Annotated in this window: 20 protein-coding genes and 1 pseudogene; 11 read left to right on the plus strand and 10 right to left on the minus strand. The window is 70.1% G+C overall.

Annotation, left to right across the window (positions count from 1 at the left end; all coding sequences use genetic code 11):
- From DMX10_RS26290 to DMX10_RS26305, 4 genes are all read left to right on the plus strand, one after another.
- Window positions 1-491 (plus strand): GNAT family N-acetyltransferase (locus DMX10_RS26290; RefSeq protein ID WP_111263862.1); only part of this gene is annotated, 491 nt, incomplete at its 5' end.
- A gap of 20 nt (window positions 492-511) precedes the next feature.
- Window positions 512-1132, plus strand: coding sequence for a GrpB family protein (locus tag DMX10_RS26295; protein WP_111263863.1), 621 nt, complete (start codon window positions 512-514; stop codon window positions 1130-1132).
- 9 nt (window positions 1133-1141) lie between these two features.
- Window positions 1142-1645, plus strand: coding sequence for a hypothetical protein (locus DMX10_RS26300; protein WP_111263864.1), 504 nt, complete (start codon window positions 1142-1144; stop codon window positions 1643-1645).
- A 193-nt stretch (window positions 1646-1838) separates the two neighbouring features.
- Window positions 1839-3854: an NADPH-dependent 2,4-dienoyl-CoA reductase gene (locus DMX10_RS26305; protein ID WP_111263865.1), complete on the plus strand. Its 2016-nt coding sequence runs from the start codon at window positions 1839-1841 to the stop codon at window positions 3852-3854.
- 167 nt (window positions 3855-4021) lie between these two features.
- Here the strand turns inward: DMX10_RS26305 and DMX10_RS26310 are convergent, their stop codons facing one another.
- Window positions 4022-4921 carry a LysR family transcriptional regulator gene (locus DMX10_RS26310; protein WP_111263866.1) on the minus strand — a complete coding sequence of 300 codons (900 nt, stop codon included), beginning with the start codon at window positions 4919-4921 and terminating at the stop codon, window positions 4022-4024.
- Between the two features lie 100 nt (window positions 4922-5021).
- Here DMX10_RS26310 and DMX10_RS26315 point away from each other — a divergent pair, with 100 nt between their 5' ends.
- The 3 genes from DMX10_RS26315 to DMX10_RS26325 all read left to right on the plus strand — a co-directional run bounded on the left by DMX10_RS26315 (window position 5022) and on the right by DMX10_RS26325 (window position 7623).
- Window positions 5022-5903 (plus strand): MBL fold metallo-hydrolase, encoded by an 882-nt coding sequence (locus DMX10_RS26315; RefSeq protein ID WP_111263867.1) that lies wholly within the window; start codon window positions 5022-5024, stop codon window positions 5901-5903.
- 69 nt (window positions 5904-5972) lie between these two features.
- A complete protein-coding gene (locus DMX10_RS26320) occupies window positions 5973-6419 on the plus strand; it encodes a DMT family transporter (RefSeq protein ID WP_111263868.1) in 447 nt (148 codons plus the stop codon).
- Window positions 6420-6501: 82 nt separating this feature from the next.
- Entirely contained in the window at window positions 6502-7623 is a 1122-nt protein-coding gene (locus DMX10_RS26325) for a GGDEF domain-containing protein (protein WP_111263869.1), read from the plus strand.
- Window positions 7624-7644: 21 nt separating this feature from the next.
- On the opposite strand, the gene DMX10_RS33755 is transcribed toward DMX10_RS26325, so the two are convergent.
- From DMX10_RS33755 to DMX10_RS26340, 4 genes and pseudogenes are all read right to left on the minus strand, one after another.
- Window positions 7645-8382, minus strand: coding sequence for a methyl-accepting chemotaxis protein (locus DMX10_RS33755; RefSeq protein WP_371921729.1), 738 nt, complete (start codon window positions 8380-8382; stop codon window positions 7645-7647).
- Window positions 8383-8511: 129 nt separating this feature from the next.
- A pseudogene (locus tag DMX10_RS33760) lies at window positions 8512-9714 on the minus strand (cache domain-containing protein); the annotation flags it as partial.
- Window positions 9711-12065, minus strand: a complete 2355-nt coding sequence (pbpC, locus tag DMX10_RS26335) for a peptidoglycan glycosyltransferase PbpC (protein WP_256604863.1) — start codon at window positions 12063-12065, stop codon at window positions 9711-9713. The pseudogene DMX10_RS33760 and the gene pbpC, both read right to left, overlap by 4 nt.
- Window positions 12066-12224: 159 nt before the next feature.
- A complete protein-coding gene (locus tag DMX10_RS26340) occupies window positions 12225-17132 on the minus strand; it encodes an alpha-2-macroglobulin (protein WP_111263871.1) in 4908 nt (1635 codons plus the stop codon).
- A 126-nt stretch (window positions 17133-17258) separates the two neighbouring features.
- Between DMX10_RS26340 and DMX10_RS26345 the strand changes: the two genes are divergently transcribed.
- The 3 genes from DMX10_RS26345 to DMX10_RS26355 are packed head-to-tail and all read left to right on the plus strand — an operon-like array spanning window position 17259 to window position 20155.
- Window positions 17259-18605: an MATE family efflux transporter gene (locus tag DMX10_RS26345; protein ID WP_111263872.1), complete on the plus strand. Its 1347-nt coding sequence runs from the start codon at window positions 17259-17261 to the stop codon at window positions 18603-18605.
- Window positions 18606-18618: 13 nt separating this feature from the next.
- Window positions 18619-19647, plus strand: coding sequence for a sensor domain-containing diguanylate cyclase (locus DMX10_RS26350; RefSeq protein ID WP_111263873.1), 1029 nt, complete (start codon window positions 18619-18621; stop codon window positions 19645-19647).
- Window positions 19648-19699: 52 nt separating this feature from the next.
- The gene (locus tag DMX10_RS26355; RefSeq protein WP_111263874.1) at window positions 19700-20155 is read left to right on the plus strand and encodes a DUF2214 family protein; all 456 of its coding nucleotides are present in this window, start codon (window positions 19700-19702) and stop codon (window positions 20153-20155) included.
- Window positions 20156-20161: 6 nt separating this feature from the next.
- Here the strand turns inward: DMX10_RS26355 and DMX10_RS26360 are convergent, their stop codons facing one another.
- The 3 genes from DMX10_RS26360 to DMX10_RS26370 are packed head-to-tail and all read right to left on the minus strand — an operon-like array spanning window position 20162 to window position 21692.
- Complete coding sequence (locus DMX10_RS26360) at window positions 20162-20593, minus strand: carboxymuconolactone decarboxylase family protein (RefSeq protein ID WP_111263875.1); 432 nt, start codon at window positions 20591-20593, stop codon at window positions 20162-20164.
- On the minus strand, window positions 20590-21213 hold the full coding sequence (locus tag DMX10_RS26365) for an FMN-dependent NADH-azoreductase (RefSeq protein WP_111263876.1): 624 nt from the start codon (window positions 21211-21213) through the stop codon (window positions 20590-20592). Before DMX10_RS26365 ends, DMX10_RS26360 begins: the two co-directional genes overlap by 4 nt.
- 2 nt (window positions 21214-21215) lie before the next feature.
- Window positions 21216-21692 carry a GNAT family N-acetyltransferase gene (locus DMX10_RS26370; protein WP_111263877.1) on the minus strand — a complete coding sequence of 159 codons (477 nt, stop codon included), beginning with the start codon at window positions 21690-21692 and terminating at the stop codon, window positions 21216-21218.
- A 93-nt stretch (window positions 21693-21785) separates the two neighbouring features.
- Here DMX10_RS26370 and DMX10_RS26375 point away from each other — a divergent pair, with 93 nt between their 5' ends.
- Complete coding sequence (locus DMX10_RS26375; RefSeq protein WP_111263886.1) at window positions 21786-23222, plus strand: PLP-dependent aminotransferase family protein; 1437 nt, start codon at window positions 21786-21788, stop codon at window positions 23220-23222.
- A 269-nt stretch (window positions 23223-23491) separates the two neighbouring features.
- On the opposite strand, the gene speA is transcribed toward DMX10_RS26375, so the two are convergent.
- Together speA and DMX10_RS26385 are read right to left on the minus strand one after the other, a co-directional pair.
- Complete coding sequence (speA, locus tag DMX10_RS26380) at window positions 23492-25405, minus strand: arginine decarboxylase (RefSeq protein WP_111263878.1); 1914 nt, start codon at window positions 25403-25405, stop codon at window positions 23492-23494.
- Between the two features lie 131 nt (window positions 25406-25536).
- Complete coding sequence (locus tag DMX10_RS26385) at window positions 25537-25908, minus strand: translation initiation factor Sui1 (protein ID WP_111263879.1); 372 nt, start codon at window positions 25906-25908, stop codon at window positions 25537-25539.
- Window positions 25909-25990 lie beyond the last annotated feature (82 nt).

The following is a 25990-nucleotide window of genomic DNA, read 5'->3' on the forward strand; positions in this document are numbered from 1 at the left end:
GCCCCGCCCTCAGCCACCGCCCCGCCCAGGCCGCCGATCTCGACGAGGTCGTCGGCTTCCCCCAGGACCGCGACGAACTCTTCTTCTGCTACCCCAAGGGCATCTGGCCGCTCACCGTCGGCCAGCTCGCCGCGGTGATGGCCGAGCGTCGCGACAACACCGTGGTGCTGCTGGAGGGCCGCGTGGCCGGCTTCGCCAACTTCTACCAGTGGCAGCACAACGATTTCTGCGCCCTCGGCAACCTCATGGTCGCGCCCTGGGCGCGCGGCCATGGCGTCGCCCAGTACCTGGTCGGCGTCATGGAGAACCTCGCCCGCGAGCACTACCACGCCACCCGCCTGCGCATCTCCTGCTTCAACGCCAACGCCGCCGGGCTGCTGCTCTATGCCCGCCTGGGCTACCAGCTCAACGGCATCGCCGAACGCCAGGACCCGGACGGCCGCCGCGTCGCCCTGGTACTGATGGACCGCGCACTGACCACGAGCGACTGACCGCCATGCCAGGAACAGGGATGACCCCGCCAGCCGATGAGCCCACCTTCGATGGCACGAACTGGAGCAATGCAGGCAGCGACCGCATCGAAGTGGTCGACCCGGACCCCGACTGGCCCCGCCGCTACCGCGAGGAAGCCACCGCCATCAGCGAAGCGCTGGCGATCCCGGGCCTGCGCCTGGAGCACTTCGGCAGCACCTCGGTCCCCGGCCTCGCCGCCAAGCCGGTGATCGACATCCTCCTGCTGCCCCCGCCCGGCTACGACTGGCAGCGCCTGGTCGCCCCGCTGGAAGCCCTCGGCTACCAGTTCTGGCGCGACAACCCGGCCACCGACCGCATGTTCTTCGTCAAGGGCATGCCCCCCAGGGGCACAAGCCGCACCCACCACGTGCACGTGATGACCCAGGCCAACGCCGTGCGTCACCTGCTGTTTCGCGACCACCTGCGCGCCCACCCCGAGGACGCCGCCGAATACGCCCGGGTCAAACGCCAGCTCGCCGAGCGCTTCCCCACCGACCGCGACGCCTACACCGCCGGCAAGGACGAGGTGGTCGGCGCCATCCTCGGCCGCGCCACGGCGGCAATGCATGAAGCGGGCGGGGTACAGGGTGGTGATGAAGGCGGGCCGGTGAAGGGCTGAGACGAACCCATGATCACCCGCCTCAAACGCTTGCTGAAACGGGAGAAACCCAGGGTATTCCTCGGCCGGCTCAGCATCGCGCCACATCCCCAGGCCCCGCAGCGCCCCGATGCAGGACTCGGCGCGGCCCTGCTGGCCCAGCTGGAGGAAATCATCGACCTGCCCCCTGCCGACCAGGCATCCAACCCTGCGCCTACTGACCTGGTACTGGACGTCGTCGTCCCCCGGTTCCTGGTGGGCGACTATTGGGACGTATCGCTAGGAGCAGCGTCATTGCCGCTGTTCTGGCGCCCCAGGGTCACCCTGTCGGGCCACCTCTACGCCCTGCAGAGCCGGGAAACGAAATACACCTGCTCGGTTACCCGGAAGATGCCGTGGGGCGAATTCTTCCGCCGGCAACTCAGCTGGAGAAATGCTTTCCGATTCCGCTCCGTATTCGCCGCTGAAGACCTGAACCACCTGCTTTCCCTGACCTGTCACGGTCTTATCCACAGGCTGCGAAAGAGCCTCTGAGGCTCTCCCGGCCATAGCACCGTAGCCCGGGCTTCAGCCGGGGACCATGAGCCCCACTGAAGCACGCCGCGCACAAGCGCCGGGCACAGCCGCCCTTGACCGAAATGCCTGGCGATGCCGTCAGCCGGGCCGTTCACCGCGCCTGCGCATCTTTCTATGGTGAGGGTCCGTTCCCCTTCCACGACGGCGCCCCATGCACAGCCTATCGCCCTACCCGCATCTGCTGTCCCCCCTCGACCTCGGCTTCGTCCAGCTGCGCAACCGCGTGGTGATGGGCTCGATGCACACCGGGCTGGAAGACCGCCTGTGGGACTTCGGCAAGCTCGCCGCCTACTACCGCGAGCGCGCCCGGGGCGGCGTGGGGCTGATCATCACCGGCGGCTTCGCGCCCAACCGCGAGGGCTGGTTGCTGCCCCTGGGCAGCAGCCTTACCGGCGGCATGGAGGTGCCCGCCCACCGGCGCCTGACCCAGGCGGTGCACGCCGAGGGCGGGCGCATCCTGCTGCAGATCCTCCACGCCGGGCGCTATGGCTACCACCCGCTGGTGGTCTCGGCCTCATCGGTCAAGTCGCCCATCAGTTGGTTCGCCCCGAGGGAGCTGAGCGAGCGCGGCATCGAGAAGACCATCCGCGCCTTCGTGCGCTGCGCGCGCCTGGCCAAGGCGGCGGCCTACGATGGCGTCGAGGTGATGGGCAGCGAGGGCTACCTGCTCAACCAGTTCCTCTGCCCGCGCACCAACCAGCGCCGCGACCGCTGGGGCGGCAGCCTGGAAAACCGCATGCGCCTGGCGCTGGAGATCGTCCGGCGCATCCGCCGCATGGCCGGCGAGCGCTTCATCCTCTGCTATCGCCTGTCGCTGCTGGACCTGGTGGAAGGCGGCAACACCTGGGACGAGGTGCGCGCGATCGCCCTCGCCCTGCAGGACGCCGGCCTCACCCTGCTCAACACCGGCATCGGCTGGCACGAATCGCGGGTGCCGACCATCGTCACCTCGGTGCCCCGCGGCGCCTTCGTCGAGGTCACCGCGCGGCTGCGCAAGGAGCTGCGTATCCCGCTGATCGCCAGCAACCGCATCAACACCCCGGAGCTGGCCGAGGCCATCGTCGCAAGCGGCCAGGCGGACCTGGTGTCCATGGCCCGCCCGCTGCTGGCCGACCCGCAGTTCGTGGCCAAGGCCGCCGCCGGCAGGGGCGAGGAGATCAACACCTGCATCGCCTGCAACCAGGCCTGCCTCGACCACGCCTTCGCCAACCGCCGCGCCAGCTGCCTGGTCAACCCGCGCGCCGCCCACGAGACCGAGCTGCGCTATTCCCGCGCCCGCCAGCACAAGCGCATCGCCGTGGTCGGTGCCGGCCCGGCGGGGCTCTCCGCCGCCTGCGTGGCCGCCGAGCGCGGGCACCGGGTCACCCTGTTCGAGGCTGCCGACACCATCGGCGGGCAGTTCGACCTGGCCCGGCGCATTCCCGGCAAGGAGGAATTCGCCGAGACCCTGCGCTACTTCCGCACCCGCCTGCAGCGCCTGGGCGTGGAGCTGGTGCTGGGCCGGCGCATCGCCCCCGGCGAGCTCAGCGGCCACTACGACGACGTGATAGTCGCCACCGGCGTGCGCCCACGCCTGCCGGCCATCGAGGGCATCCACCATGCCAAGGTGCTGAGCTACCTGCAGGTGCTGCAGGGCGCCCCGGTGGGCCACCGGGTGGCGCTGATCGGCGCGGGTGGCATCGGCTTCGACCTCGCCGCCTACCTGCTTCACGGGCGCAGCCCCAGCCCGGAACAGTGGCGTGCTGAGTGGGGCATCGACCTCGGCGGCAGCACGCCGGGCGGCCTGGTGGCCGCCGAGCCGGCCACGCCGCAGCGGGAAATCTGGCTGCTGCAACGCACGCCCGGCGCCCTCGGCAGCGGCCTGGGCAAGACCAGCGGCTGGGTGCACCGCGCCCACCTGGCGCGCAACGGCGTGCACATGCTCGGCGGGGTCGCCTACCGGCGCATCGACAATGACGGCCTGCATATCGAGATCGAGGGCCGGGAACAGGTGCTGCCTGTGGATAACGTGGTGATCTGCGCCGGCCAGGAGCCGCTGTGCGAGCTGCAACCGGTGCAGGGCTCCGACCACCTGCGCCTGCACCTGATCGGCGGCGCCCGCCGCGCTGGCGAGCTGGACGCCAAGCGGGCGATACGCGAAGGCGCGGAGTTGGCGGCGCGCCTCTAGGGGCAGCCTGCCACTCCGCTCGATGGGTTTCGCTTCGCTCTACGCCATCCTACGAGAGCCGCCATCAGCAGCATGCAGGTCGAGTGCAACCGGCAACGCCTTTCGCGGATGAATCCGCTCCCACAAGAGTCCGCTGCCAATGGCCATGTAACCCGGGGAGCACGGGCTCACAAATCCCAGTCGGGGTCGTCCTGCAGGCGTTCGGCCAGGTGGTCGAGCAGCAGACGCAGGGCGGCGGGCATCTGCCGGCGGGTGCCGTAGAGGGCGTAGATGCCCAGCTCCTGGGGCTCGTAGCCCGGCAGCAGGGGCACCAGGGCGCCGGAGCGCAGGTGCGCGGCCACCGAGTAGCGCGGCTGCAGGCTGATGCCCTGGTCGGCCAGGGTGGCCTCCAGCAGCACCATGGACTCATTGGCGCTGAGGCTGCCGTCCACCGGCACCGCGCAAGGTTCGCCGTCGCGGAAGAAGGCCCAGAGGCTGCGGCCGAAGAAGGAGTAGGTCAGGCAGTTGTGCCGGGCGAGGTCCTCGGGGCTGCGCGGCAAGCCGTGGCGGGCGAGGTAGGCCGGGGTGGCGCAGACCACGGAGCGGCAGGTGGCGAGCTTGCGGGCCACCAGGTTGGGGTCGAGCTGGTTGGTGATGCGCAGGGCCAGGTCCACGCGCTCCTCGATCAGGTTCACCGCCTGGCTGCTGACCAGCAGGTCGACGCTCACGCCCGGGCAGCGCACCTGGAAGCGGCCGATCTCGTGCACCAGCCAGGCCTGCGCGAAGGACTGGCTGCAGGTGACGCGCAAGCGACCGCGCGGCGCCTCGCGGCTGTCCCGGCCCAGGTGCTGCATGGCCTCGGCCAGGGCACAGAGCTCACGACACTGCGGCAGCATCTGCTCGCCGGTGCCGGTCAGGCTGAGGCGCCGGGTGCTGCGGTGCAGGAGCCGCGCGCCGGCCCACTCCTCGAGTGCGGCGAGATGGCGCGAGACCATCGCCCGTGACATTTCCAGGGCTTCGGCGGCGGCGGTCTGGCTGCCCCGCTCCACCACCTCGACGAAGACCCGCATGGCGGTTATCCGGTCCATAGGAACGCTCGGAATGTGCAACAAACAAGTGCGGATTATGGCGTTTTTAGCTGCATTCCGAGCAACTATCCTGAGCGCCTCTTCCATCGAGGATTTCGCAATGGCCCCCTTCGCTTCCCTGCGCCGCCTGCTGGCCGGCGCCGCCCTGATCGCCGCCACCGGCAGCGCCCTGGCCCAGCCCCTGCAACTGCAGGTCTACAACCCCGGCGACAAGGCCGTGTTCCCGGTCACCTCGTCGCTGATCCTCGGCGAGCACGACGCCCTGCTGGTGGACGCGCAGTTCTCCAGCCACGAGGCCGACGAACTGGTGCGCCGCATCCAGGCCAGCGGCAAGCGCCTGACCACCATCTTCATCAGCCACGGCGACCCGGACTTCTACTTCGGCCTGGACACCCTGGTGCGCGCCTTCCCCGAGGCCGAGGTGCTGGCCACCGCGCCGACCATCGAGCACATCCAGGCCACCAAGGACCTGAAGCTCGCCTACTGGGGCCCGATCCTCAAGGACGGCGCGCCCAAGGCCCTGGTGGTGCCGAAGCCGCTGGAAGGCGACAGCCTGGAGCTGGAAGGCCAGCGCATCGAAGTGATCGGCCTGGACAGCGCCGACCCGGCCCACACCAGCCTGTGGGTGCCCTCGCTGCGCACCCAGCTGGGCGGCGTACTGGTAAGCGGCAACATGCACGTGTGGACCGCCGACTCGCAGAGCGTCGAATCGCGCCGCAACTGGGTCGCCGCGCTGGATCGCATCGAAGCGCTCAAACCCGAGCAGGTGATCCCCGGCCACTACCTGGGCGAGCGCGCCGCCGGTCTCGGCGACCTCCGCTTCACCCGCGACTACCTGAAGGCGCTGGAGCAGGAACTGCCCAAGGCCAAGGACGCCGCCGCGCTGATCACCGCCATGAAGAAGCGCTACCCGGGCCTGGCCGGCGAGGCCGACCTGGAGCTCAGCGCCAAGGTGCTCAAGGGCGAGATGCAGTGGCCCTGATGCGCTGACGGGCGACAGCCCGGGGGGGCGGGCGGCATACTGTGCGCCCCCCGAGAACAGGAGATACCCATGCCCAGTGCCTGGTGGCTGCTCGCCCTGCCCTTCATCGCCGGAGCCTTCCTGCCGTTGCAGGCCGGTATCAACGGCCTGCTGTCCAGGCAGGTGTCCAGCGTCATGAGCGCCGCGCTGATTTCCTTCCTGGTGGGCACGGTGGCGCTCTTCGCCGTGGCCGCCGTGCAGCGCGAGCTGCCCAGCTTCGCGGCGCTGAAGGGGCTCACCTGGTGGCACTGGAGCGGTGGCCTGCTGGGCGCCGTGTTCATCGCCACCGCCGCCTTCGCCGGCCCCCGCATCGGCGCCATGCTGTTCATGGCCCTGGTCCTCGCCGGCCAGCTGAGCATGGCCCTGGTGCTCGATCACTACGGCTGGGTCGGCTACCGCGAGGCGCCCATCAGCCTCGGCAAGATCGCCGGGATGGTGCTGATCATCGGCGGCGTGTGGATGATCCGCCGCGGCTGACGAACTGCGATAGCCATGTGCTGCTATCGGCCGAGGAACGCGATAAGCTCTGCCGACCCAGCCGTATTTGTGATCACAGCACATGACTGACGCAGAGCTGCCGCAACACCCCGAGGGTTTCGCCCTCTGGCGCGAGATCCAGGACACCCGCATCCGCACGCGCCTCGGTGGCCTCTACTACCTGCTGGCCTGGGTGCTGGCCTGGCTGTTCAGCGCGACGCCCCTGCACGACCTCGGCCTCGGCCTCGCCGGCACCCTGTTCTTCGGCCTGATGCTGGCCGCGCGCGTCCTCCACGTACCGCCGAAGAACGGCTCGGAGCTGGAGCTGCTGGGCTGGCTCAACCGCCACTGGACGCTGATCCTCGCCACCTGCCTGGCCTGGGGCCTGGCCCACGCCTGGGTGCTGCTGACCCCCGACTTCGCCGACTCGCGGATCATCGCCACCCTCAGCACCATCGCCTTCAGCACCGCCATGGCCTTCAACTTCGCCATGCGCCGGCGCCGCGCCGTGGTCGCCATCCTGCTGCTCTACCTGCCGGGCCTGATCGCCCTGGGCATCCACCCCGAGCCGCAGCGGGCCGAGCTGGTGACCCTGGCCTTCTACCTCAGCTACCTGGTGCTGGCGCTGTCGCGCAGCCACCGCGAATACCTGGGCACCGTGAAGCTGGAGCTGCAACTGCTGGAACAGCGCCAGCGCCTGGACGCCCTGAGCCGCACCGACGGCCTCACCCAGCTGGGCAACCGCTACCAGTTCAACAACCTGTTCCCGGCCATGGTCGCCACCGCCTCGCGCCAGGACTCGCCGCTGTCGCTGGTGCTGCTGGACATCGACTTCTTCAAGCGCATCAACGACGAGCACGGCCACGCCATGGGTGACCAGTGCCTGCAGCAGTTCGCCGAGCGCATGCGCGAGGTGTTCCGCCGCGACAGCGATGCGCTGCTGCGCCTGGGGGGCGAGGAGTTCGGCGTGCTGATGCCCGACACCGGGCTGAAGCAGGCGTCCAAGCTGGCCGAGGATTTCCGCCGCGACCTGGCGGCCAAGGGCCTGGTGCTCAAGGGCGAGCGCTTGCCGCTCACCGCCAGCCTCGGCGTCGGCTGCTACGACGCGCAGCGCGACGGCGATGCCGAAGCCTTCTTCAAGCGCGTGGACGACGCGCTGTACCAGGCCAAGGAAAAGGGCCGCGACCGCCTGGAAACGGCCTGACCCTCCCCACCGGGCGGCCCGTCAGAGACGGAAGCTGCCCATCTGCCGGGCCAGGTCGTCGGCCAGGCGGCTGAGCACCTGGCAATCCTCGCGGCAGGCGCGTACCTCGCCCGCGGTAGCGCTGGCCAGGTCGGCGATGCCCTGGACGTTGCGGTTGATCTCCTCGGTGACCGAGGACTGCTCCTCGGTGGCGGCCGCCACCTGGTGGTTCATGTCGCTGATCTTCTCCACCTGCTCGGTGATCGCCGCCAGGGACGTGCCGGTGCGCTGGCTGGCCTCGACGCCGGTGCCGGTGGCCGACTGCCCGGCGTGCATGGAGGTCACCGCCGTCTCGGCGCCCGACTTCAGGCGCTGGATCATCTGCTGGATCTCGTCGGTGGAGGACTGGGTGCGGCTGGCGAGCGTGCGCACCTCGTCCGCCACCACGGCGAAGCCACGGCCCATCTCGCCGGCGCGTGCCGCCTCGATCGCCGCGTTCAGCGCCAGCAGGTTGGTCTGCTCGGAGATGCCGCGGATCACCGCCAGCACCTGGTCGATGGACGCCACCTGGTTGGCCAGCTCGGTGACGGCGCCCGCCGCGCCGCCGATCTCCCCGGACATCTTCTCGATATGGCCGATGGACTCGCCCACCACCTTGCGCGCCTGCAGGGCCTCGTCGCGGGCCTGCTGCGAACTGAGGGCGGCGTTGCCGGCATTGCGGGCGATCTCCTGCACCGTCAGGCCCATCTCGTGGACGGCGGTGGCGACCATGTCGGTCATCTCCTGCTGCTGCCCGGCGCGCCCGGCGGTGTTCTCCACCACCGTGGTCACCTGGCCGACGGCGGTGCGCAGGCTCTGGCTGGTGGCCAGCACCTCGCCGATCAGGCTGCGCTGGCCTTCGAGGAAACGGTTGAAGCCACGGGCCAGGTCGCCCAGTTCGTCGGCGCGGTTGTCGTCCAGGCGGCGGGTCAGGTCGCCGCCGCCACCGCCGATCTCCACCAGCGCGGAGGTCACCTGGCGGATCGGCCGCACCAGCCCCCGGGCGAGGAACACCACCAGCACCAGGAACAGCAGCGCCACGCCGATGCCCACCAGGCTGGTCATCACCAGGGCCTGGCGCGCGTCGCCGTAGATTTCCGCCTCGGGCACCTCGCTCACCAGCACCCAGTCGATGGACTGCAGCGGCTGGGCCAGGGCCAGGAAGACCTCGCCGTCACGCTCGAAGGTCACGGCCTTGCCTTCGCCGGCCAGCAACTGGCGGGCCGCGTCGGCGCTGGTCAGCTCCTGCAGCGTGCGGGTGTCGTTGAACTCGGATTGCGGGTGGATCTTCACCTTGCCGTCGGCGCTGGCCAGGTAGACGCGGCCGTTCTCGCCGAAGCGGAAGTTGCGGATCAGGTCGCTCATGCCGCTGAGGCTGTAGCCCAGCCCGGCGACGCCCAGGGTCTTGCCACCGGCGGAGACGCGCTGGTTGATGAACAGGGTCGGCTGGTGGGTGCTGGCGTCGACGTCGATGTCCAGCGAGCGGTCCTTGCTGCCGTCGACGAAGCCATAGAACCAGTTGTTCTCCTGGGGCCCGCGGGTGAGCGTGCGGTTGAGGCCCTTGTCGGTGTAGTAGTTGCCCGAGTCCAACCCCACCAGGAAGGTGGTCAGCGCCTTCTGCTGCGCTTGCACGCCGGACAGGTAGCGGACGAAGTCCTGTTGCCGGGCCGGGTCCTCGCCGGCGCCCAGCCAGTCGTGAACCAGGCTGTTCCGGGCGATGCCCTGGGCGGCGGTGAGCGGCTCGGCCAGTACCCGCTCGAGGTCGTTGCGGATCGCCAGCGTGCTCTTGGGCAGCGCTTCCCCCACCAGGTAGCGGTCGGTGAGGCGGTTGACCACGGCGGAGTAGATCCCCACCACGATGAGGATGCTGGCCAGCAGGGCCGCGCCCATGCTGAGGATCAGCTGCCACTGAATACTGCGTTGCCAGAGGCGCATGGAGTTGTCTCCTGGAATTTTTATAGGGGCTCGGTGAAGGCGGCAGCAGATTGTATACAGAGAAGCAGACAATTCATCTTGTTGAAATGTACAAGCTCTTATCGCCCAAGGCCTATTCCTACTTGAGTCCAAACTCATTCGATCACGCTGAACTCCAGACGAGCGGTAGCGCCCGCCTCGTCCAGCAGGCTCAGCTGGTGCCGGCCGACCTCGTCGAGCACCTGGTCGAACGCCGCGTCCGCCGCCGTCTCGCCCAGGGGCCGGCCATCCAGGAACCACCAGCGCCGGCCGCTGCCGCCCAGCGCCGAGAGGCGTACCCGAAGCGGCCCGGCACTGGCGGCGGGGCGGCGCAACTGGTCGCCGGCGCGCAGGCCGACGATGGACAGCGCAGCGGCCGCCGGCGGCAAGGGTGGCGGGCAGTCCGGCGCGACCGCCGGCAGCCGCGCCGACCGACGCTCGCGACGGGGCAGCCAGGGCTCCAGCGGTGCCGGCCACAACGCCAGCTCATGGGCGCTGGCGCCCGGGCAGCCGGGGGCGGTGCGCAACCCGCGCGCATCCAGCCACACGCTCTGGCGCAGGCCGAGGCCCAGGGGCTGGTCGGCGGCCTGCAGGGTCGGCGGAACGGTGCCATCGAGGGTCCAGGCCAGGCGCTGGCGACGGCAATTGGCGTCATCGCGAGGCAGCGACTGGCCCAGGGGCCAGCAGATGGCGGCGATGCCCACCGAGTCGGGCTTGTCGTCCAGTGGCTGGGCGCTGCCGCGCTGGGCGTCGCGGTTGACCAGCACGTCGTGCACCTGCACCAGCAGCGGCGCCGCCGAGGCCAGGCCGAACTGGCCAGGCACCGGCGTGCCGTCGGGGCGGCCGATCCACACGCCGACCAGGTAGCGCGGCCCCACGCCTATGGCCCAGGCGTCACGGAAGCCGTAGCTGGTGCCGGTCTTCACCGCCAGCGCCGGGCGCAGCGGCGGCAGCGCCTGCGGGTCGCGGTCCGGGCGCGACTGGCCGGAAAGGATGCGCCGCACGATCCAGGCCGCGCCGGGGGACAGCAGGCGCTTCTCACGCAGGGCGTCGTCGGGTTGCAGGCGCGGCGCCGCAGCGCGGCCCTGGCGGGCGAAGGCGGCGTAGGCCCCCACCAGGTCCTCCAGCCGCGCACCGGCGCCGCCGAGGATCAGCGCCAGGCTGGGCTCGGCGCCGACCGGCAGCACCAGCGGCAGGCCCGCACTGCGCAGTTCGCCGGCGAAGCGCTTCGGCCCGTAGGCTTCCAGCAGTTGCACGGCGGGCAGGTTGAGGGAGGTGGCCAGCGCCTCGCTGGCCGCCACCGGGCCGCTGAAGCCCGTGGAGAAGTTGCCGGGGCGGTAGTCGCCATAGCGACGCGGCACGTCCTGCAGCAGGGATTCGGAGTGGATCAGCCCGGCGTCCAGGGCCATGCCATAGAGGAAGGGCTTGAGGGTGGAGCCCGGCGAGCGCAGGGAACCGACCATGTCGACATGGCCGAAGCGACGGGCGTCGTCCATCTCCACGGAGCCGAGGTAGGCACGCACCGCCATGCTCGAGTGCTCCACCACCAGGATCGCCGCCGAAGTGCGCTCCGGCAGGCGCACGCGCCAGCCCAGCAGCAGGTCTTCCAGGCGCCGCTGCAGGTTGGCGTCGAGGGTGGTGCGGATCAGCTGCGGGCTGCCGGGGCGGTTGAGGCGGCGTGCCAGCAGGGGCGCAAGGCGCGGCTCCTGGCGCGGCGCCAGCAGCACCGGCTCCTCCAGCGCCTCGTCCACCGTCGCCTGGGGCCATACCCCGTATTCGGCGAGTCGGCGCAGCACCTTGTCCCGGGCGGCGGTGGCGCGTTGCGGGTGGCGGTCCGGGCGCAGCCGGCTCGGCGCCTGGGGCAACACCGCGAGAAGCGCCGCTTCGGCGCGAGTCAGCGTCGAGGGCGGCTTGCCCAGGTAACTCCAGCTCGCCGCCGCCACGCCCTGCAGGGTGCCGCCGAAGGGCGCGCGGTCGAGGTAGAGGGTGAGGATCTCGTCCTTGGACAGGTGCCACTCCAGCTGCAGGGTGCGCCACAGCTGGCGCAGCTTGCCGCCGAGGGTGCGCGGGTGCGGGTCGAGCAGGCGCGCCACCTGCATCGACAGGGTGCTGCCGCCGGACAGCACGCGCCCACCGGCGAGGTTCTGCCAGGCGGCGCGGCCGAGGGCCAGCGGGTTGACCCCGGGATGGCGGTAGAACCAGCGATCCTCGTAGGTGAGCAGCGCCTCCAGGTAGTAGGGCGAGACCTGTCGCGGCGTGATCGGGTAGCGCCACACGCCCTCGGCATCGGCGAAGCGCCACAGCGGCGTGCCGTCCTCCGCCAGCACCACCCGCGCCCGGTCGTCCGCCGGCAGGGGCAGCGGGAACAGCCGGTCGGCGCACCAGAGCAGCACCAGGAGCAGCAGCGGCAGCGCGACCCAGCGGCGCTTCAGCAGGCGGCGGGCACGGTGCAAGGTGGAGGGGAACGACAAGAATGAGGGCTCCGAAGTGGGACGGTGCGACAGGTCGCTTCGAGGCGGCCTGGTGATGGGTTTCGCTTCGCGCTACCCATCCTGCGAATAAGCGGCGCGTTCGCGGGAATGACGGCACCTGACCGTCACCCTCGCGAACACCGCCCTGCTGGAAGCGCTTCAGCGGGCCTTGATCACCATCTCCTCCGGCGCATCGCCCAGCGCCTGCCATTGCGGGCGGTACATGGACTCCACCTGGGGCGGCGGCACGCGGTAGCGGCCGGGGGTGACGGCGCGGGCCAGGTAGAGCAGGTGGGTGCGGTCGTACTCGTTGATGTCCACCGCGGCCACGTAGCGGTCGTCACGGAACTCCTGGTGCTTGATCGCGGCGTTCTGCATCGCTTCCTGCCACTCCTTCACCTGGCTGCCGGCGTCCTCCAGGCTCGCGGCGCCCTGCGCCAGGTTCTGGTTCTCCGGCTCCAGGCCGGCGGGCAGCAGGTCGATCACCAGGGCGTCGGGGGCACGTACCTTGGCCTCCACGCCCAGGTGCACCAGCACCAGCTGGCCGCTTTCCAGGTTGCGGATGTCCAGCGGCTTGCCGTCCATGCCCAGGTACTCGCGGTGGATGACGAAGTTCTCGCCACCCGCCTTCGGCGCCTCGGCCGGGTAGCCGGACAGGGTCAGGCGCTGGTACAGCGGCGCCTTGGTCTGGCTGGACAGGGTCAGGGGCTCGGCCACCTGGCTCTCGTCGAGCCTGACGCCGCCGTGGTCCTGGTCGAGGGCGCGCGCCTTCCCACCGACATCCAGGCTCGCCTGCCAGGCGGCTTCGGGCTTGCCCAGCAGGCCGCGCCCGGCGAGGAACAGCGCGTTGCGCTCCTGGGTCGACAGCCCGTTGTCCGAGCCCAGCAGATCGGCGAGGTCGAACAGGCGTGCTTCGCGGCGGTCGGCGGCGAGGTCGTTCTCTTCCAGCAGGGCGAGGATCATCGCCTGGTCACGCAGGCGGCTGCCGTAGTCGCCGAGCCAGAAGGTGTCGTCGCGCTGCACCGCCAGCCCGGCTTCCAGGGCCAGGTCGGCGCGGGGCTGGTCGCCCATGGCCCTGAGGGCCACGGCCAGTTGCACCAGGGGCAGGCCGGAGCGGGACTCGGCGCGGCGCTCGAACAGGCTGCGCAGGGCGCCCAGGGGTGCCTGCTGGCTGCGGGCGAGCACGTAGCCGGCATAGGCCTGCACGGCGAAGCGGCTGTGGTCGCTGTACTGGCTGTAGCTCACTTCGATCAGGTCGCGGTCCTGCAGGTAGCGCAGCAGCCGCTCGCTGGCCTTGGCCAGCGGCTCGGCCGGCACCGCGTAGCCCTGGTCACGGGCCCGCAGGAGGAAGTCGGTGACATAGGCGGTGAGCCAGAACTCTTCCTCGCTCTCCGCGCTCCACAAGCCGAAGCCACCGTTGTAGCGCTGCATGCCCAGCAGGCGCTCGATGCCCACCTCCATGGCCTTGCGCCGCTGCTCGTCCGACTCGCCCGCGATGCCCAGCCGCGAGAGGGTCGCGGCGTCGGCGTAGAGCGAGGGGTAGAGGCCGCTGGTGGTCTGCTCGGCGCACCCATAGGGATAGGCGCGCAGCGCGCGGATGTGTTCGCCGATGTTCAGCGGCGGGCGCGCGGAGACCGCCAGCAGCGCTTCGCGGCCGGTCGGCTGGAAGGCGTCCAGGGTGCCGGCGGGCAGGCTCCAGCTGTCGCCCTTGAGCACCGCGCGGAAGTTCTTCACCAGCGCCGGCCAGGCCGGGCGGATGCCCAGGGTCCAGTCGCGGGCGAAGGGCGCCAGGGTTTCGCCGGGCAGCTCCAGGCCATTCACCAGGACCTTGATCCGCCCCTGGCCGTAGCCGCCGAGGGCACGTACCGGGATGCGCAGGGTGGTGCGCTGGCCGTCGGCCAGTTGCAGCGGCGCAGTCTGGCTGCCGGGGCTGTCGGCGAGGCGCAGTTGGCCTTCGGCTTCCAGGCGCACGTCCAGCGCCTGGGGCTTGCCGGAGAGGTTGGTCAGGTCCAGCGCGACGGTGCTTTCGTCACCTCCGGCGAGGAATCGCGGCGCGGAAAGTTCGGCCACCAGGGGCGCGGCCACCACCGTCCTGGCTTCGGCCATGCCGTAGCGGTCCTCGCTCCAGGCCTGGGCCATGAGGCGCAGCTCGCCGTTGAAGTCGGGGATGTCGAGGCTGATCTCGCCCTCGCCCTTGTCGTCCAGGGCCACGGGCACGCTCTGCAGCGCCACCAGGCGCACTTCGGTGTTGGGCCGCTTGCCGCCGGCCGCGAGACCGGCGTCACCGCCGAAGGCGATGGAGGCCAGGCGCCCCTGCCCCGCTTCGATGAGCTGGCCGTAGACGTCGAGCTGGTCGGCGCCATAGGCCTTGCGCCCGAACAGCGTGGCGAAGGGATCGGGGGTGGCGTAGTCGGTGATGCTGAGGATGCCGGCATCCACGGCGGCGACCAGCACGCGCACCTGGCGCGCCGGGCTGCCGTCGGCGTTCTTCGCCTGCACGTGCACCGCCAGGGGCTGGCTGGGGCGCATCTTCTCGGGGGCGCTCAGGGTCAGCGCCAGCTTGCGCTGGGCCCGCTCCAGGGGCAGGTGCAGCAGGCCCACGGCGCGCTTGGGTGTGACCCGCTCCTTGCGCTCGCCGGGACGCACCACCAGCGCGCTGACGTACAGGTCGTGGCGCGTCCACTCGCGAGCCACGGGGATGTCGAAGGTCTTGCCCTCGGCCGGCACCTCGATGCTCTGCCACCAGAGCGGGCCGTCGGCCGATTCCACCAGCAGGTAGCCGCTGCCTGCGGCGGGCGGGGTGACGGTGACCCTGGCCACCTCGCCTTCGGCGTAGGCGGGCTTGTCCAGCGCCAGCTTGACCTGGTCCGGGCGCACGGCACCGCCGGCGGCGTTGTCCTGCCAGCGGTAGCCGGCCCAGAAGCGCAGGCTGCTGGTGACGCCGCTCTGCGGGTCCTCGACTTCGACGCGGTAGGGGCCCCATTGCACGGGGAAGCTGACCCGGGCGGTGGCGTTGGCGGCGACGTCGACCTGCTGTTCGTCGACGTTCAGGTACTTCTCGTTGTAGTGGTAGCTCCAGCCCGAGCCGTCGGAGTAGCTCCAGTAGTAGTCACGGCGCTCGCGAACCAGGCGGACCTTGAGTCCCTTGGCTTCCAGCTTGTTGCCGGCGGGGTCGGCCACCAGCAGCTCCACTTCGGCGGTGCCGTTGCTGTCGATCTCGTCGCCGTCGAACAGGCCACGCAGGCCGGGCAGGCGTGGCGCCGGCCACATCGGCTGCTCCAGGCGCCGGGTGACGGGCCGGCCACCGGATTCCTGCAGGCTGGCCTGCAGGGTCAGCTCCAGCGGCGAGCGTGCGTTGGCCCAGCGGCTTTCGATCTCCAGGGCGCCCTTGCCCTCTTCGTCGAGCTTGGTTTCGTCCAGTTCGATGTCCTGGCTCAGGTCCTCCTCGGTCACCGAGCCGAACTGGTAGCCGGGCAGCGACTTCACCGCCTCGCGCAGCGGGCGCACGTAGAGCTGGCCGGTCATGCGGTTGCCGGCGGCCGGCGCGCCATAGAGGTAGCGGCCTTCGACCTGGAAGCGGGCGGCATCGCCGGGGGCCAGCGGCTCGTCGCTGCCCTTGAGCTCCAGGGCCATGCGCTCGGGGAGGAAGTCCTCGACCAAAAATTCATAGAGCTGTTTCTGGCCGTTGCCGAGGTCGATCAGCAGTTGCCAGTGGCCGGTGGGGGAATCGCCGGAAAGCGCCAGCTGGTACTGGTAGAGACCGCCCTCGTCGGGGTTCCAGACGAAGCGGCGGCTGACCTGCTCGTCCGGGCGGCGCACCTCCACGTTCACCGGCTGGGCGGGAACGGCGCGGCCATCGGCATCGCGCAGCAGGGCGTTGACCAGCACGGTCTCGCCGGGGCGGTAGAGGTCGCGCGGGCCGAAGACGAAGAACTGCAGCGGCTCGGCGGTCGCGCCGGTGACCTCGAACTCGGAGAGGTCCAGCGCCGGGGCATCGAGGCGCAGCAGGCTGGTCTGTTGCCCCTGGCGCGCCACCAGCACGCGGGCCTTGTTGGTCAGCGGCAGCTGGGCGTGGCCCTGGCCGTCGGTCTTGCCCTGGGCCAGCGACTGGCCGTTCTCGTCGAGCAGTTCCAGGCCGATCTCGCCCTGTGCCTTGCCGCCGTCCAGGGCCTGGGCGAAGACGTCGAGGCGATCGCGGAAGCGGTGGGCGGAGAGGCCGATGTCGCTGAGGCTGAACAGCGTCGCCGGGTTGGTGTAGTTGAAGCTGCCGGCGCGGCGCATCAACGCGATGTAGACGCCGGGCTGCTTCAGCGGCTCGATGCCGGCGATGGGCAGCAGCAGGTTCTCGCGGGTGTTGCGCGCGGGCTTGAGGTCGAAGCGACCGCTGTAGGCGAGGTCGGCCATCTTCAGGATGGTGTCGGCCTCCCAGTAGTCCAGGTTGCTGCGACGGCCCCAGCGCGACAGCAGCTTCGGCAGCGCGTCGGGGCGCACGCGGAAGAAGTCCACATCCACCGCGTCGACGTTGAGGGTGATCACCGGCAGCCCCTCGGCAAGCCGGGTTGGAAGCAGCGAGCCCTGGCTGGCGAATCCGACGCTGGGCTGCTGGTCACGAGTCTCCAGGCGGGTGACGCTCTCCTGCGCCAGGCGCGAGTCGTTCACCGCGCGCAGGCCGGGGTCGATGGTCAGGACCAGCTGGCGGTTAGGCTCCAGGTGACGCAGGCGCAGTTCCATGAGGCTGTCGTCGAGCTCCCAGGCACCGTCGACCTTGCCCGTTTCCTTGTCCACCAGGTGCAGGCGCTCGGCGAACGGCTGCTCCGGGTCCAGGGGCACGGAGAGGCTCACCGACAGCGTGCTGGCACCATCGACCTGGGTTTCGGAAACATCCACGACCTTGAGTTCGCGACCGGCGTAGCGCTTGGCCAGCGCAGCGACGTCGGCCGGTGCGCGCTTGGCCTCGGCGACCGTGGGTGCGGCGGCGGGTTTCTCGACGGCATGTTCGGGGGTGGAGGAATCGCAGGCGGCAAGCAGCCCCAGCGAGAGGGCCAGTAACAATCCTTTGTACGACATGGAGGAGCTCCGGGGAGGGGACGCGCAGGTGCGCGCGCGGCAACTATAGACGAGCCCCGGCAGCCGTAAAGCCACCTTCTTCGCACTTTTGCACGGCTATACTGCGCAGCCCTTCCGGAGCCCCGTATGAGCGCATTAGCCGACGCCTGGCGGCACGCCCCCACCCATCGCCGGGTCTGGGCACTGGCCGCGCCGATGATCCTCTCCAACATCTCCGTGCCCCTGGTGGCACTGGTGGACAGTACCGTGGTCGGCCATCTGCCCCATGCCCACCAGTTGGGCGCCGTGGCGGTAGGCAGCACCCTGTACATGCTGCTGCTCGGGGTGCTGGGCTTCCTGCGCATGGGCACCACCGGCTTCGCCGCCCAGGCCGCCGGGCGTGCCGATGGCGGGGCCCTGCGCCAGGTGCTGCTGCAGGGGCTGGGCCTGGCATTCGGCCTGGCGCTGCTGCTGGGGCTGCTGGCGGTGCCCTTCAGCGGCCTGGCCCTGGGCTTGATGAATCCCTCGGCCGAACTGGACGCCATGACCCGCGAGTTCTTCCACCTGCGCCTGCTGGGGCTGCCGGCGGCGCTGGCCAACTACGCGCTGGTGGGCTGGTTCCTCGGCACCCAGAACGCACGCGCACCGCTGGCCATCCTTTTGGGCACCAACCTGACCAACATCGCCCTGGCGCTGTGGTTCGTCCTCGGGCTCGACCTGGGCGTGGCCGGTGCCGCACAGGCGGCGGTGGTCGCCGAATGGAGCGGTGCACTGATCGGCCTGGCAATGACCCGTGGCGCCCTGCGTCGCCACCCGGGCCGCATCGACTGGCCGGCACTGCGCCTGTGGCGTGCCTGGCGCCCGCTGCTGGCGGTGAACCGCGACATCTTCATCCGCTCGCTGGCGCTGCAGCTGGTGTTCTTCCTGCTGACGGTGCAGGGCACGCGCATGGGCGACGCCACCGTGGCGGCCAACGCGCTGCTGCTCAATGGCCTGCTGGTCACCGCCTACGCGCTGGATGGCCTGGCCCATGCGGTGGAAGCCCTGTGCGGCCACGCCATCGGTGCGCGCAACCGCCTCGAGCTGCGCCGCTCGCTGCTGGTGGCCGGCGCCTGGTCGTTGCTGGCGAGCCTGGCCTTCGCGCTGTTGTTCGCCGTCGCCGGGGGGCCGTTCATCGACCTGCAGAGCGACATCGGGGAGGTGCGCGCGGTCGCCCACGTCTATCTTCCTTATCTGGCGGTGTTGCCGTTGGTGGCGGTGTGGAGCTACCTGCTGGACGGCCTGTTCATCGGCGCGACCCGGGCCCGGGAAATGCGCGATGCCATGCTCCTGGCGGTGCTCCTCGGCCTGCCCGTCGGCCTGCTGCTGCAACCATTCGGAAACCATGGCCTGTGGTTGGCGTTCCTATGTTTTATGCTGTTGCGCGGCCTGAGTCTCGGCGCCCTCGCCTGGCGCCTGTCCCGACGAGACGCCTGGTTCACGCATGCGAACTGACTGGAGAAATCCCATGCTCGCCGCCCCGTGCCACCCCGATGAAGACCGTCGCCAGAAGGCCCTGGACGAACAGGACATTCTCGACACCCCCGCCGAGCTCTACCTCGACACCCTGGTGCGCCTGACCCGTGAACTGTTCCGGGTGGAAACCGTGCTGATCAGCCTGGTGGACCGCAATCGCCAGTGGTTCAAGGCGCGCATCGGCCTGGAGACCTCGGAGACCCCACGCGACATCTCCTTCTGCGGCCACGCCATCCTAGGCAACGGCCCGCTGCTGATCCCCGATACGCTCGCCGACGCCCGCTTCAGCGACAACCCGCTGGTGGTCGGCGCCCCCTTCGTCCGCTTCTATGCCGGCCAGCCGCTGCTCTCCGGCAACGGCATGCCCATCGGCACCCTGTGCATGCTCGACCCCAGGCCACGCACCCTGGACCAGGAGGAGCTGTTCCGCCTGCGCGACCTGGCGACCCTGGCCGAGGGCTACCTGCAGCTGCGCGGCATGGCCCAGCAGACGCAGAACCTGCGCCGCGCGGTGGACCGCGAGCAGCGCAAGGCGCTGATCGACCCGCTGACCCAACTGTGGAACCGGGGCGCCCTGGCGCAGTTCTTCCCCAAGGAAATGGCCCGCGTCACCAAGGCCGGCCTGCGCCTGGGGGTGATCTATGCCGACCTCGATCACTTCAAGCGCGTCAATGACCAGCATGGCCACGCCGCCGGCGACCAGGTGCTGTGGGAGAGTTCGCGGCGCATGACCGCGGCGCTTCGCCCGGACGACCTGCTGGTGCGCATCGGCGGCGAGGAGTTCGTCGCCCTGGTGGCGGTGCATGACGACGAGGAGCTGCAGCACATCGCCGAGCGCCTGCGCCGCTGCATCGCCGATAAGCCGGTGCGCGCCGCCGGCCAGGAGCTGGCCCAGACCCTCAGTGCCGGCACCCTGCTGGTGAGCCCCGAGCAAACGCAGAACGAAGCCCTGGACCTGGCCGACCGCGCCCTGTACCGGGCCAAGCAGAACGGCCGCAACCGCGTGGAGAGCGCCAACTAAAGGCAGCCGCCCCCCTATAAGAACACCCCCTGATGACCGCAAAGGAGTTCACATGGCTCAAGCCATCGCCGCGTACCTGCACTACCTGTCGATCTTCATCCTCTTCTCGCTGCTGGTCCTGGAGCATCGCCTGTTCAAGCTGCCCCTGGACCTGGAGCGCGCGCGCAGCCTGATCCGGGTGGACATCGCCTATGGCCTGAGCGCCGGCCTGGTGCTGGCCACCGGCCTGGCGCGGGTGCTGTGGTATGGCAAGGGCACCGAGTACTACCTGAAGAACAGCGTGTTCCACGCCAAGATCGGGCTGTTCATCCTGGTGGCGCTGCTGTCTGCGCTTCCGACCTTCGTCTTCCTCAACTGGCGCAACGCGCTGAAGGCCGGGCAGGTACCCGAGGTCAGCCCGAAGACCGCCAGGCTGGTGATCATGGCGATCCGCCTGGAGCTGCTGGCGGTGCTGGTCATCCCGCTGCTGGCCGCACTGATGGCGCGCGGCTTCGGCGTCATCTCCTGAGGCCCCTCACTGGCGCATGCCCACCGCCAGGCGGTTGAAGGCGTTCATCAAGGCCACGGCGAAGCTCAGGTCGGCGATCTGGGCCTCGCTGAAATGCGACCGCAGGGGCTCGAAGGCCGAGTCCGGCGCACCGCTCGCCTCCAGGCGGGTGAGCGACTCGGCCCACTCCAGCGCCGCCCTCTCCTTCTCGCTGTACAGACCACTGACCCGCCAGCCGGCCAGGGCGTCGAGCCGCGCCTGCTCCTCGCCACGGGCACGCAGGGCCTTGCTGTGCATCTCCAGGCAGAAGGCGCAGCCGTTGATCTGCGAGATGCGCAGGTAGACCAGTTCGATGAGGCCCGCGCCGAGGCTGCTGGCTTCGAGGGCCTTCTTGGTGGCGGCCAGGCCCTGGTAGGCCTCGGGGGAGAGTTGGTAGTAGGGCAGGCGCAGCGTGCTCATGCGGGGACTCCGGGGAAGGGGGCGGCGGCGAAATAGGGGTTGTTGGCCAGGCGCGTGCGCGCCTGCTGCAGGGTCTCGGCCACGGCGTCCGGGCCCTGGGCCAGGCCCTGCAGGTGGACGAACTCGACATGGTGCAGGCCGATCACGCCGAGGATGTGGCGCAGGTAGGGCGAGAGGAAGTCCGCCTGGCTGGCCCTGGCGCCCAGGTAGTTGCCACCCGAGCTGACCACCACGAAGGTCGGGCGGTCTTCCAGCAGGCCTTCCTTGTTGCCATCGACCATGGTGAAGCTGCGCTGGATGCGCACCACGTAGTCGAGCCAGAGCTTCAGCGCCGCCGGCACCATGTAGTTGTGCATGGGCGTGGAGATCAGCAGGTAATGGGCCTGCTCCAGCTCGTCGATCAGTTGCTCGGACAGTGCCAGGGCCGGGTCGTCGCGATGGGCGCGGCCGGTGACGGCGCGGGCGTAGTCGCCGGACAGGGGCGGCAGGGGCTCGCGCACCAGGTTGCGCACGGTGACCTGCGCGTTGGCGTGGATGCGCTCGGCCATCTCCCGGGCCAGTCGGCCGCCGGGGGACGCGTCTTCATTGGGGCTGCATTCGATCAGCAGGACACGGGGCATGGTCAGTTCTCCTGGGTGGGGTGCGTGGCGGCGACGGGCAGCGGCCGGCTGAAGTGCAGGCCGGTGGACAGCAGGCCCTGGCGGAAATAAAAGCGCTGCGCCAGGGAATTGGCCAGTGCCGTATCCAGCACCAGGCGCTGGCAGCCGAGCCCGCCACCGATCAGCGCCAGTTCGTCCAGCAGGCGGGCGCCCAGGCCCCGGCTGCGACGCTGCGGGTCGGCTACCAGGTCGTCGACGTAGATGAAGCGCCCGTGGATCAGGTTCTCCAGCTCGCGGTAGCCGGCCAGGGCCAGCACCTGGCCGTCGCAGCAGGCGCCGAGCAGGCGGTAGCCCTGGCGGGCCTGGCGGCGTACGCGGGCGACGAAGGTCGCGGCATCGGGCAACTGCGGGCGCAACTCGCGCATGACCGGGAAGGCGGCACGCAACTGGGCGTCGTCGTCCAGGTGGAGCAGTTCGATGGGGGGCTGTGGATCGGGCATGGCCACTTTCCTCTTCTGGCGGAGCCGCTACTCTAGGCAGGCCATGGACCAGCCAACAGGTCCAAGAATCACCAAAACGACTGGGACATGAGCATGCCAGGCCACCCCCTGCCCCTGCACCTCGACCGCGGCCTCGACACGCCGGTCTACCTGCAGCTGTACCAACGCTTCCGCGAAGCCATCGACCAGGGCCGCTTGCCACCCGGCGCCCGCGTGCCCTCGCTGCGCAGCCTGGCCAGCGAGCTGAACCTGGCGCGCGGCACGGTGGAGGCGGCCTACCAGATGCTCATCGGCGAAGGCTACCTGCTGGCACGCGGCCCGGCCGGGACCTGCGTGTCGCCCCGCCTCGCCACGGCGCCCCGGCCGCCCTCGCGCAACATCAGTCCAGCGCGCACCGAGACACCGGTCGGAACGGAAGCAGCACCGCAGCCCTTCCAGCTCGGCCTGCCGGCGCTCGACGCCTTCCCGCGCAAGCTCTGGGCGCGCCTGGCGGCCCGGCGCCTGCGCGAGCTGGGCGGCAGCGCGCTGATGGTGCCGGACCCGGCCGGCCATGGCCCGCTGCGGGCGAGCCTGGCCGGCTACCTCGGCATCTCCCGGGGCATCCACTGCCGGCCGGAGCAGGTGTTCATCACCGCCGGCCACAGCGCCAGCCTGGCGCTGGTGCAGCGCGCCCTGATGACGCCGGGCGATGCCATCTGGCTGGAGGACCCGGGCTACCTGCACGCCCGCCAGTTGCTGCAGGGCCTCGGCGTGCGCTGCGTGCCGGTCCCGGTGGATGGCGAGGGGCTGGTGGTGGACGCGGGCCAGCGCCTGGCGCCCGATGCGCGCTTCGCCCTGGTCACGCCGACGCACCAGAGCCCCACCGGGGTCGCCCTCTCGCTGCACCGGCGCCTGGCGTTGCTAGAACGGGCGCAGCGGGTGGGCGGCTGGGTGCTGGAGGACGACTACGACAGCGAGTACCGCTACCAGGGCCGCCCGCTGCCGGCGCTCAAGAGCCTGGACCGCGAAGGCCGGGTGCTCTATGCCGGGACCTTCAGCAAGGTGCTCTACCCTGGCCTGCGCCTGGCCTACCTGGTGGTGCCGGACCGGGAGGTGGAGCGCTTCCGCGAGGTCGCCGCGCAGTTCGGCGGCGGCTGCAGCGAGCTGTTGCAGGCCACGACGGCGGACTTCATCGACCAGGGCCATTTCGCCCGCCACCTGAAGAAGATGCGCAGCCTCTACGCGCGCCGCCGCGCCCATACCTGCGAGGCGCTGCTGGCGCAGTGCGGGGAGCACCTGGAGATCGACCTGCAGGCCGGCGGCATGCACCTGCTGGCCCGCCTCGCTGCGGGTAGCGACGATCGCCACATCGCCGGGCGTGCCCAGGCGGCGGGGCTCGCCGTGATCGCGCTGTCGCCCTGGTACCTGGGCGACGGCGGCGCGCCGGGGCTCTTGCTGGGCTTCACCAATGTCGCCACGGCGGAGGAGGCAAGGGGGTTGGCAGGAAGGTTGCGGGAGGTGTTGGAGGGTTGTGGGCAGCCAAGCGAATGAATTGGCTGTGCTGGTCGTTGTGGACTCAACGCAAAGGCTCAAAACGGTGCTTCTAGGGCTTTTCTGGACTCATGGCACACCCACCGCATGGGTTTCGCTTCGCTCTACACCCTCCTACGAAAGCCGCCAGCCGCAGCGATGAAGCAGAGGGTCGGGCGGGGCGGGGCACGGTGGCTCCTCCCCCCGTCATCCCCGCGAACGCGGGGTTCCACAGAACAGCCCCATGAAAAAGCCCGGCGCTGGGCCGGGCTCGTTCGTGGAGCGGTGGATCAGGACGACAGGTAGGACGAGCGGGTCAGGCCGAGACGCAGGGCGTCGACGTACTGGGTGCGCTCGCGGGCGCTGAGCTTGGCGCCGGAGACCTTGTCGCGGTAGAGCGCCATCAGCTCCTCGGGGGACAGGTGCACGTAGCGCAGCATGTCCTCGATGGTGTCGTGGGTCTCGATGCCGCCGTGGTACACGCTGCCATCCTCACGCTGGTAGACGTTCACCGAGTCGGTGTCGCCGAACAGGTTGTGCATGTCGCCGAGGATCTCCTGGTAGGCACCGACCAGGAACACGCCCAGCAGGTAGTCCTCGCCATCGCGCACTTCGTGCACCGGCAGGCTGGTCTCGATGCTCTGCTCATCGACGTATTGCTTGATCTTGCCGTCGGAGTCGCAGGTCAGGTCCTGCAGCACCGCGCGGCGCACCGGTTCCTCGTCGAGGCGGTGCAGCGGCAGGATCGGCAGCACCTGGCCGATGGCCCAGGTGTCCGGCAGGCTCTGGAACACGGAGAAGTTGCAGATGTACTTCTCGGCCAGCTTGTCGTTCAGCTCGTCAAGCACCTGGCGGTGGGAACGCTGGCGGGCCTTGAGCTGGTTGTGCAGGCGGCGGCAGATGGCGAAGTAGGTCTGCTCGGCAAGGGCCTTCTGCGCCAGGGTCAGCTTGCCTTCGGCGTACTGGGTGGCGGCGTCGCTGATGTAGTGGGTCGCGCGCCAGTAGGTCTCGGTGACCATCTCGGCATCGGTCGGGCCCAGCAGGTCGGCGAGCCAGCGGACGATCTCCGGCTGCTCCTCGAGGTTGGCGATCTTCGGCACTTCATCGTTGTGGCGCTCGACGTCGGTCACCTGCATCACCAGCACGGCGTGGTGCGCGGTCATGGCGCGGCCGCTCTCGGAGAAGATGTGCGGATGCGGCAGGCCCTGCGCGTCGCAGAACTCCTTGAGCATGCCCACCACCACGCCGGCGTAGTCGTCCATGTCGTAGTTGATGGAGCTGGCGTTGCGCGAGTGGGTGCCGTCGTAGTCGACGCCCAGGCCGCCGCCGACGTCGATGTGGTCGACCGGCAGGCCGAGGCTGCGCAGCTCGGCGTAGAAGCGGATGGCTTCCTTGAAGCCGTGCTGGTAGTCGGCCAGGTTGGCGATCTGCGAGCCCATGTGGAAGTGCAGCAGGCGCACGCCTTGCTCGATGCCGGCCTTGCGGAAGCGCTCGACCACCGACAGCAGCTGGGCGGCGGAGAGGCCGAACTTGGATTTCTCGCCGCCGGTGTCGGCCCACTTGGACGAGGCCAGGGACGACAGGCGCACGCGCAGGCCGACCTGGGGCGCGACCTTGAGTTCGGCCGCCTCCTCGATCACGTACTGAACCTCGGATTCCTTCTCGATCACGATGAAGACGTTGTGGCCGAGCTTCTGGCCCATCAGCGCCAGCTTGATGAACTCGCGGTCCTTGTAGCCGTTGCAGACGATGGTGCCGCCCTTGGGCGCCAGGGCCAGCACGGCCAGCAGCTCGGGCTTGGAGCCGGCTTCCAGGCCGATGGAGACGTCCTGGGTGGCGATGATGTTCTCGACCACCGCTTCCTGCTGGTTGACCTTGATCGGGTACAGCGCGGTGTAGCGGTTCTGGTATTCCAGGCGCGCGATGTTGGCGTCGAAGGCGCCGGTCAGCTGGCGCACGCGGTCCTGCAGGATGCCGGGGAAGCGCACCAGCAACGGCAGGGACAGGCCTGCCTCGCGCAGGTGGTCGACCTGCTCGAAAAGGTCGATCGGCTCGCTGGCGGCGCCGCCCGGGCGCACTTCCACGCGCCCGGCGTCATTGATCGCGAAATAGCCGGCGCCCCAATGGCGGATGCCATAGACGCTGCGGCTGTCCGCTACTGTCCAGCTGCTGCCATCGTCCTTGCGCGTACGTCGTGCAGACATCGGAGTCCCCCTGTGGGATAGAAAAGTGCCAGGCCCGCCGGTCGTGCCGGGCGGGCCTGAGCAGGTTAATTCGGTCGTATGACGTTGGGGTGTTGACCGCAACCGGTGCAGTCAGTTTAGAAAGCCGGCACTCAGCCGCCGGATTTCTTGGCCTTGAAGCCGCGCTTGGCGAGCTCTTCGAGCAGCAGGTCCACGTGATCGCCCTGGATCTCGATCACACCGTCCTTCAGGGCGCCACCGGTGCCGCAGCGTCGCTTGAGCGCGCTGGCCAGCTCCTTGAGGGCGTCCTCGTCGAGCGGCACCCCGCTGACGCTGGTGACGGTCTTGCCACCGCGGCCCTTGGTTTCACGGCGCACGCGGGCAATGCCGTCGCCAGCGGGCACGGTGGCTCGCTTGCAGGTGCAGGCGTCGATGGGCTGGGTGCAGTCCGGGCAATGCCGGCCGCTGTCGGTGGAGTACACCAGGCCGCCCAGGGCGGCGAAGGACGAAGCTTTCTTGACCACCGGCTTTCCTCGTAGGGGTCAGGATAGCGACTGGTCGGCGGGAGCCGACCGCGAAGCCCCACTCTGGCAGGGGCAGCGCAGA

It is taken from the genome of Pseudomonas sp. 57B-090624, from assembly GCF_003234055.1.
Lineage (GTDB): Bacteria > Pseudomonadota > Gammaproteobacteria > Pseudomonadales > Pseudomonadaceae > Metapseudomonas > Metapseudomonas tohonis.

Bases quoted from the DNA above. Each gene is read 5' to 3' on its own strand.
- DMX10_RS26300 (WP_111263864.1), top strand. From the start codon at position 1,142: ATGATCACCCGCCTCAAACGCTTGCTGAAACGGGAGAAACCCAGGGTA.
- DMX10_RS26345 (WP_111263872.1), top strand. From the start codon at position 17,259: ATGAGCGCATTAGCCGACGCCTGGCGGCACGCCCCCACCCATCGCCGG.
- DMX10_RS26310 (WP_111263866.1), bottom strand. From the start codon at position 4,921: ATGGACCGGATAACCGCCATGCGGGTCTTCGTCGAGGTGGTGGAGCGG.
- DMX10_RS26305 (WP_111263865.1), top strand. From the start codon at position 1,839: ATGCACAGCCTATCGCCCTACCCGCATCTGCTGTCCCCCCTCGACCTC.
- DMX10_RS26365 (WP_111263876.1), bottom strand. From the start codon at position 21,213: ATGCCCCGTGTCCTGCTGATCGAATGCAGCCCCAATGAAGACGCGTCC.
- DMX10_RS26325 (WP_111263869.1), top strand. From the start codon at position 6,502: ATGACTGACGCAGAGCTGCCGCAACACCCCGAGGGTTTCGCCCTCTGG.
- DMX10_RS26350 (WP_111263873.1), top strand. From the start codon at position 18,619: ATGCTCGCCGCCCCGTGCCACCCCGATGAAGACCGTCGCCAGAAGGCC.
- DMX10_RS26355 (WP_111263874.1), top strand. From the start codon at position 19,700: ATGGCTCAAGCCATCGCCGCGTACCTGCACTACCTGTCGATCTTCATC.
- DMX10_RS33755 (WP_371921729.1), bottom strand. From the start codon at position 8,382: ATGACCGACATGGTCGCCACCGCCGTCCACGAGATGGGCCTGACGGTG.
- DMX10_RS26320 (WP_111263868.1), top strand. From the start codon at position 5,973: ATGCCCAGTGCCTGGTGGCTGCTCGCCCTGCCCTTCATCGCCGGAGCC.
- DMX10_RS26315 (WP_111263867.1), top strand. From the start codon at position 5,022: ATGGCCCCCTTCGCTTCCCTGCGCCGCCTGCTGGCCGGCGCCGCCCTG.
- speA (WP_111263878.1), bottom strand. From the start codon at position 25,405: ATGTCTGCACGACGTACGCGCAAGGACGATGGCAGCAGCTGGACAGTA.
- DMX10_RS26375 (WP_111263886.1), top strand. From the start codon at position 21,786: ATGCCAGGCCACCCCCTGCCCCTGCACCTCGACCGCGGCCTCGACACG.
- DMX10_RS26360 (WP_111263875.1), bottom strand. From the start codon at position 20,593: ATGAGCACGCTGCGCCTGCCCTACTACCAACTCTCCCCCGAGGCCTAC.
- DMX10_RS26340 (WP_111263871.1), bottom strand. From the start codon at position 17,132: ATGTCGTACAAAGGATTGTTACTGGCCCTCTCGCTGGGGCTGCTTGCC.
- DMX10_RS26370 (WP_111263877.1), bottom strand. From the start codon at position 21,692: ATGCCCGATCCACAGCCCCCCATCGAACTGCTCCACCTGGACGACGAC.
- DMX10_RS26295 (WP_111263863.1), top strand. From the start codon at position 512: ATGACCCCGCCAGCCGATGAGCCCACCTTCGATGGCACGAACTGGAGC.